Below are 5,989 nucleotides of genomic sequence, written 5' to 3'. Positions count from 1 at the left end.
TAAATATATAAAAAAATTCTGCTCGGTTTTAACCCAAGCAGAATTTTATACTTACACAGTTTTTGGTACAGTGTCTTAATATTTATTATTTGATTAAATTCAGTGATTGTCTGGTAGTTTAAGTAGGAGTGTCTACGTTTTTTATTATACCAAATTTCGATATATTGCTTACGCCAGTTCACTTCGTTCGGGTCAAAGACTTTAGTCTCCATTTGCTTTGTATTTAGTTGTAAATTTCCATAAATCATCTCCACTTTTAGGGATTTAAAGAAGCTTTATTCATCGTTTATATTTGTTTTAGTATTCATGAATGTGCTTCGCAATTCCGCTACGGCATTATCCCAACAATTAGCCTTTACTCATTGGTTATTATCTATTTTGGTATTCGTGATGTGCTTCGCAGTTCTACTCATGCTTCTAACAACATTAAAGGACTCTAAAAAATTTGCAAATTTGTAGTTTGCATATTGTACTCCTTGGTCAGAATGGAAAATTAATCCGTCTTGAAAAGATCTATTCTTTTTAGCCATTTTAAAGGCTGCTAAAGTGGTGTTTTCCGTTGACATATCATTACTCAGGCTCCATCCAATCACCTTTCTATCGAATAAATCTATTATTGTAGTTAGATAAATAAACCCTTCTTTTACAGCGATATAAGTAATATCGGATACCCAAGCTTTCCCTGGTTTGGTTTGTGTAAATGCTCTATCTAAGATATTATCAACTACTAAATAATTGTGATCAGAATCTGTGGTAATTCTATATCTTCGAGCTACTTTACTACGTAATCCTAACTCTCTCATATACTTAGCTACTGTTGGTTTAGACACTTTATAACCTCGCGCATTGAGTTCTATTGTAAGACGAGGACTACCATAACGCTGTTTAAACTCGAAATAAACTTCTGTAATAACTCGTTTTAGATTTGCTTTGGCTTGTTTGCTTTTATTAACAGGAGACCGTTTCCAATGATAATAACCATTTCTACTTACCTCTAAAACCTTACACATAATCTCAATCGGAAATTCATGTTCATGATTAAATATGAACAGGTAAATCATTTGCCGGTCTTTGAGAAAATGCCGATTGCTTTTTTTAATATTTCATATTCTAATTCAACAGCTGCTAACTTCTTTTTTAACTCTTTTATTCTTTCTTGTTCTGGTGTAAGCTTTTGTTTGCCATTGCCTGGAAAACTAGCATCTCCAAACTCTTGAGCCTCTTTACAACATTTATATAACAAGGTGGCGCGAATTCCAAGTTCACGAGCTAATTCTGATTTGTTTGTTCTTTCCTTAGCTAGTTCAACGGCTTGTTGCTTAAAAGCTGTATCGTAAGTTTATCTAATTCTTTTCATAAGTCAAAGATAAGTAAGTCATTATACTTAACTCGATGTCTGGACTAAGTTAGTAAGTCCATATACGTATCTTTATTGACGTAATTTTCAGTTAAATATAAGAGAATGTAATTGAAGCTAATTTTTTGTTTATAGAACTTAGTTATGCATAAATAATTTATATCAAAAAAACTTTACTAACAACAATAACGATATTTCTACTTTGTTCATTTTTTGCTTTTGGACAAAAGAAATTCAAGGATTTACATTTTGAATTCGTCAATATTTTTTTTTTATAATATAAAGAATAATCTTAGACAGTACATATGATAAAATATTTAATAAAAATTTGGTTATTAAATTTATTTAAAATTTGGTTGTTAAATTTATTTAAACTATAATTGTATATGATATTAAATCTTGTGTTGTTTAATTATATTGTTAAAATTACAACAATATAACATATAATAACACACCGTTCCTTTTTATTAACTAGTCCGGAATAGTTGATAAAAAAGTAGAGTCGAAAAAGCCGAAATATCGACTTAAAAAACTTAGAGTAGGCAATCAAAAAAATAATGTTATTATGAAATATGCAAAAATTATCCTGTTGCCAATGCTTTTGGCGTTTCTAGTTGTTTCTTGTGAAATTGACAATAATGATAGTACATCTAATTTATACAAGGAAAGTCAAATAGGGGATCCTCCTATTACACAATACCCGGACCTTAGAGTTTTTTATGATAATGGTGGTGACAACTTCGGTTGCGATGGAATTAATGGAAATTGTCTTCCTGATATAATTATTACATTACCACTACAAAAAAATATAATTAATGATATTATCAAAATTAGTAATGACAATGTTGCAGTAGCAAAGTATTTTAGAAATAAAAAAGACCTGCTTAAAGATTTCATTGATCAAGATATTATTAATCTTGTAATAAAAGGTGAATTATCAATTTCTACAAGAAAAAATACATTAACTAATATTGATTACATGCATTTCAATGTTGTTGATCAAAATAGAGTGATGATTATTTATCCTTTTATATTAAAATAAGATTGTTAAAATCTGAAGATTGTTTGTAAAAATTCAATCTTCAGATTAACCATACACCTATGAGATATAAAGTAATTTTAATTATTAGCATTGTTATTTCGCTTTTAAGCTGTAATAGACATGAGAGTTTAGTTCCCATCCAAGAATTATCTTTTGATATTGGATTCGAAAGTCGATCCAAATTTGAAGGTGTTTTTTATGATCACATCTATCAGGACAGTTTATTTTATTTTGCAGATCCTGTAACTGAAAAAAAAATCATGTTTTTTGATAGATTAGGAAACAAAAAAGACTCTGTATCATTAGTAAACGGTTTAAATAAAATATTAAATATTGAGGATTTAATAATTGTGTCGAGAGATACCATTTTATTAAATAACAACTATAGTGGGAGTATTGTAGTATTAAACAAAAAAGGAGATATATGGCATAGAATAAACCTAAATCAATACGATTCTCTTGGAAATTATTATGAGTATAAGTTTACTTCTTTAAATAAAACTCTTTTAAAAAATAATTCTTTACTTACTGCTTCTAAATGGTATGGAAACAAATTTGAAGAAAACAAACACTTTGAAACTGAAGCAGAAAAAACAAAATACTTTTACAATAGAGTAGCCAAAGAACCATATTTCATGAAAGTATCTAATATTTTCTCAGAAAATCCTGTTCAAATATATGCCTTGAAAAATTTCTATAATAAGTTCGTTAAGGACAAATCTTTAATAGTTGAAGGCAATTCTTATTATGTAACTGATGACAAAATTTTAGTTTCATCTTCCTTTTCTAGTAAAGTTTTTGTGTATAATCTACATGACTTTTCTCTTATAAAAGAAATAGAAATATTACCGCCAAATGAAGCTGTCTCTATAGCCCCCTTAATAACAGATAGCGGCTTATCACATGAGTTAAATGATGAATTAAGGAGCAAAAGTATGATTACGAATATTGGATATTCAAAAAGTAAAAAGAAATATGTATTCCAAAGAAGAAAAGATATTTCAAAGAATAAAAAAACAGAAAATATTCCTTTCGAACTAATTGTATTAAATGATAATTTTAAAGTAGATAAAACGTTATTTTTTGATGGAGTTGATTATTTATGGTATGGTAGTTTTATTACTGAGAACAACATTTTTTTGTTAAGTAAAAATAAAAATAGATATGGAGTCAAAAATTATGGACTATTCAAGATATAAATACTTTGCAGTATTACTTCTACTTATAAATAGTTGTACTCAATTGAGTAACAAATCTAATGATTTCGAAAATCTAAAATATGAACTTCATGATGAATTTGAAATTGAATTAAAAAATGATATAAAAAGAGTCTTTATTTTAACAGAAGAACATTGTAATAGCTGTAACCGAAATTTCGCGAAATTAATTGAAAATTACATAAATGATAAAGAATCTATTTTAATTATTAATGCTAAAGGCACACAAGTAGATATTTCAAACTTTCTTAAAACAGAAGTGGAAAATAAAAATCTATATATTAATAGAAATATTAAGATGAAATCCGACTTATTTAATTCAACTAAAGTATTTTTTTTAAAAGACAATAATCTAGACACTATAATAAATATAACCGCAAATCAAATTGAACAGCAATTTAATTATATCCTAGCTCATTAATTTTCCTATTTGGGTATTTCGGTCTGACAATGTCACCTATTTTGGACTGAACTCTCGTGGATTTATTTTGTCTCTTGTATGAACTGTGATTTTTATGATTAAAGGATTTGATTGTTTTATATTAGGAGAAGTAATAGATTAAATGTATCCACCCGACCAACCACATATTTCATAAGCTAACGTAAGGTAGTAAGTTTGCTTCAAATAATAAATAGATGAGCAAACAAGAAATCATGTACTCTCATGTAGAGGATTGGAAAGCCAGTGGATTAAAACAAGCAACTTATTGTGAAAACCTAGGGTTAAAGTTACCCACTTTTAGTTACTGGGTACAAAAATATCATAAGGAATTTAGCCAATCTGTTACAAGCAGTTTTGTATCAATAAGTAAAGCAGTTCCATTGTATAAGTTTTTAGATAAACTAAATATAAAACACATAATAATCGAAACATATAGTCTTATAATCAATGATTGAAACACAAAATTAAAACTGGATGAATAACTCAATTTTTAACGATTCCTCTAATTGGAAATGGGGTATATTTTATTTCAATAAAAAAGACAAACGCCTACTAGTACCTAAGCGACTTGCTTTTTTAGGCATAACAATTAATTTTGCTAATCCATGGTCTATTTTGCTTGTTTTGGTTTTGATTTTATTGATCATATCAATTGAAATGTATATATAGAATGACCTTAAAAACAACCTTTCCTGCTCTTGATGAAGGAAATTCATTAAGTAGAAAAAGCTCTTGGTATGTAGTAGTTGCTATTTCTTTCTTTGGTTTTTGTTTCTTCTTCTTGGATTAGAGGTTCTTCTTTTTCTTCTACTGTAGGCTTAGCTTGTTCTACAGACTTAACTTCTATATCACCACTCATGATATTCATTAGATAGTCTTCATCGACTAACTCATTTTGACTGTTTTTTTTTGATGGTTGGTTGACTGTTCCCATATTGTACATTTTTAAAGGTTTATATTTTACATTATGGATAGTTGTAAACTTTAGCTTGTCGAAAACTTTACTCTTGTACGTTTTTACACCAAGATCATTTTAAAACAGCTTTAAAGCGCTAATTAAAAGACAATTGCAAAACTTACTTTACTATCTTACATCAAAGAAAGTATATATACAGTTTGAAAACTTTAAATAGAATTTTAAGGTTATACTTGGCACTTTAGTGTCAAATAGTGAGTGATTTCTTACTATGAAATCACTGTAGATTTTACTTTGTAAAATTGGTGGGTTTACTCATCGAAAGATGAGAGCATCCTAAGTTTGAGGCACTCGAAATTACATTCGTGCCATCAAAACGACTTGCTCTTGCAGAGGGCTGGAAAACTACTCCGAAGTCGTTGTTTTTGTTTAAAATAGTAGATAGACTCAAAATATTAAGGGGTTTACGGATTTCCGTATTAAGATTAGAAAAAGTTTTAATATGTTTGATGTTGAAACATAAGATACTATATGAATATTTTATAATACGATAAGTTGTATATATTAAAAGTAAAGATATGCTGATTTTATATCGCTATCCCTATTTATACAAGTTAGTTTTTAATTAAATTACTTCGTTATACACTACTCTATTCTCTTAAAGTATTTTATTTTAAAAAAAAAATTAACTTAACATGCTTATTTTAAGAAATGTTACTATAAACGTTTTTTACGAAATGAATAGTTTTATTGTTCGTAAAAAAGGATGTTAGCTGAAACCATTAAACCAAGAAATTATAAATTAATACTATGAAATCAACATTAGATTTAATAAAACTGGCAGGATTAAAAACCAATCTATCAGTGGACGCAAACAATTATTCAACTCTTGACTTAATCAAAATCGTTGGTTTTGTAGGAATTCATCAAAGACATTTTGTAGGCTTCCCTAAAAATCGGACAGTTGTTAATTCGAAATTATTAACTTTAAACAAAACTGTCAAGTATGAAAACA

General features: G+C 27.9%; 8 protein-coding genes and 2 pseudogenes. 6 read left to right on the top strand and 4 right to left on the bottom strand.

All coding sequences use genetic code 11. The features are described 5' to 3' along the window. The 3 genes and pseudogenes from HX062_RS16220 to HX062_RS15900 all read right to left on the bottom strand — a co-directional run. Positions 1-248: pseudogene (locus tag HX062_RS16220) on the bottom strand (hypothetical protein); the annotation flags it as partial. 111 nt (positions 249-359) lie between these two features. Continuing rightward, positions 360-1,061 carry an IS3 family transposase gene (locus HX062_RS15905; RefSeq protein ID WP_286468103.1) on the bottom strand — a complete coding sequence of 234 codons (702 nt, stop codon included), beginning with the start codon at positions 1,059-1,061 and terminating at the stop codon, positions 360-362. Next, positions 1,058-1,276 (bottom strand): annotated as a pseudogene (locus HX062_RS15900) (transposase); the annotation flags it as partial. The gene HX062_RS15905 and the pseudogene HX062_RS15900, both read right to left, overlap by 4 nt. A 646-nt stretch (positions 1,277-1,922) precedes the next feature. Between HX062_RS15900 and HX062_RS15895 the strand changes: the two are divergent. From HX062_RS15895 to HX062_RS15875, 5 genes are all read left to right on the top strand, one after another. Beyond that, positions 1,923-2,399, top strand: coding sequence for a hypothetical protein (locus HX062_RS15895; RefSeq protein WP_286468101.1), 477 nt, complete (start codon positions 1,923-1,925; stop codon positions 2,397-2,399). A gap of 59 nt (positions 2,400-2,458) precedes the next feature. After that, positions 2,459-3,598, top strand: a complete 1,140-nt coding sequence (locus HX062_RS15890) for a hypothetical protein (protein WP_286468100.1) — start codon at positions 2,459-2,461, stop codon at positions 3,596-3,598. Continuing rightward, positions 3,564-4,037, top strand: a complete 474-nt coding sequence (locus HX062_RS15885) for a hypothetical protein (protein WP_286468099.1) — start codon at positions 3,564-3,566, stop codon at positions 4,035-4,037. The genes HX062_RS15890 and HX062_RS15885 overlap by 35 nt, the downstream gene beginning before the upstream one ends. Positions 4,038-4,252: 215 nt before the next feature. Continuing rightward, a complete protein-coding gene (gene tnpA, locus HX062_RS15880) occupies positions 4,253-4,513 on the top strand; it encodes an IS66 family insertion sequence element accessory protein TnpA (RefSeq protein WP_286468098.1) in 261 nt (86 codons plus the stop codon). Positions 4,514-4,532: 19 nt separating this feature from the next. Further along, entirely contained in the window at positions 4,533-4,727 is a 195-nt protein-coding gene (locus HX062_RS15875; protein WP_286468097.1) for a DUF5808 domain-containing protein, read from the top strand. A 46-nt stretch (positions 4,728-4,773) separates the two neighbouring features. On the opposite strand, the gene HX062_RS15870 is transcribed toward HX062_RS15875, so the two are convergent. Continuing rightward, positions 4,774-4,992: a hypothetical protein gene (locus HX062_RS15870; RefSeq protein WP_286468096.1), complete on the bottom strand. Its 219-nt coding sequence runs from the start codon at positions 4,990-4,992 to the stop codon at positions 4,774-4,776. A 792-nt stretch (positions 4,993-5,784) separates the two neighbouring features. On the opposite strand from HX062_RS15870, the gene HX062_RS15865 reads away from it, so the two are divergent. Beyond that, the coding region (locus tag HX062_RS15865; protein ID WP_286468095.1) for a hypothetical protein at positions 5,785-5,989 on the top strand (205 nt) is incomplete at its 3' end.

The organism is Myroides sp. DF42-4-2, assembly GCF_030326445.1.
Lineage (GTDB): Bacteria > Bacteroidota > Bacteroidia > Flavobacteriales > Flavobacteriaceae > Flavobacterium.
This window is presented reverse-complemented; position numbering and strand designations above follow the sequence as displayed.

Bases quoted from the DNA above. Each gene is read 5' to 3' on its own strand.
- HX062_RS15905 (WP_286468103.1), bottom strand. From the start codon at position 1,061: ATGATTTACCTGTTCATATTTAATCATGAACATGAATTTCCGATTGAG.
- HX062_RS15875 (WP_286468097.1), top strand. From the start codon at position 4,533: ATGAATAACTCAATTTTTAACGATTCCTCTAATTGGAAATGGGGTATA.
- HX062_RS15870 (WP_286468096.1), bottom strand. From the start codon at position 4,992: ATGGGAACAGTCAACCAACCATCAAAAAAAAACAGTCAAAATGAGTTA.
- HX062_RS15885 (WP_286468099.1), top strand. From the start codon at position 3,564: ATGGAGTCAAAAATTATGGACTATTCAAGATATAAATACTTTGCAGTA.
- HX062_RS15895 (WP_286468101.1), top strand. From the start codon at position 1,923: ATGAAATATGCAAAAATTATCCTGTTGCCAATGCTTTTGGCGTTTCTA.
- tnpA (WP_286468098.1), top strand. From the start codon at position 4,253: ATGAGCAAACAAGAAATCATGTACTCTCATGTAGAGGATTGGAAAGCC.
- HX062_RS15890 (WP_286468100.1), top strand. From the start codon at position 2,459: ATGAGATATAAAGTAATTTTAATTATTAGCATTGTTATTTCGCTTTTA.